Source organism: Caballeronia sp. LZ008, assembly GCF_031451435.1.
In the GTDB taxonomy this organism is placed as follows: Bacteria; Pseudomonadota; Gammaproteobacteria; order Burkholderiales; family Burkholderiaceae; genus Caballeronia; species Caballeronia zhejiangensis.
Genome location: NZ_JARUXK010000037.1, coordinates 1 through 502, shown reverse-complemented (window position 1 = coordinate 502; position 502 = coordinate 1). Strand labels below are relative to the sequence as shown.

Genomic DNA, 502 nt, shown 5'->3' with positions numbered 1-502 from the left:
GTAACGGTTTGCGCTGCCGTGTGGAGCGCTGCGCCCGCACCGCCCGTAAGTGCAGCCTGTGCAACCGATGCCGCCGATCCCGCGAGCGCGGGCAGGGATGCCGATGTAGCGTTCTGCACAGCAGCCATTGCGGGACCGGTCAAGCTCGGCAACGCCACGTCCGCACCTTCTGTTGGCATCTGGGCGACGCCTGCGGGGTGCGTCCATCTGCGCTTGTCGTCTTTGATCGAATATCCATCCTCGAAATACTCGATACGCCCGCCGCCGCGCGGCACGTTCGCGAGCATCCCTTTGCCGTTCTCGTCGAGCGTGCCCCACCTGAATGAACCGTCCGGATACGCCACGCGATACGGCGCGTTCTTGACCGGCTCGCCGTTCGGATAGGCGTGCCAAAGCTGCATGCCGGTCGGCTCCTGCTTCGGCATGAGCGGCAGCGCGCTTTGCTTGGTGGCCGATTCACGCACGCGCATCGGTCCCTTCAGGATGATCTCCGGGCCGCCAA

Annotated in this window: 1 pseudogene; it reads right to left on the bottom strand. The window is 65.3% G+C overall.

What is annotated here, in order from left to right:
• Nucleotides 1–502 (bottom strand): annotated as a pseudogene (locus QCE49_RS33605) (type VI secretion system tip protein VgrG); the annotation flags it as partial.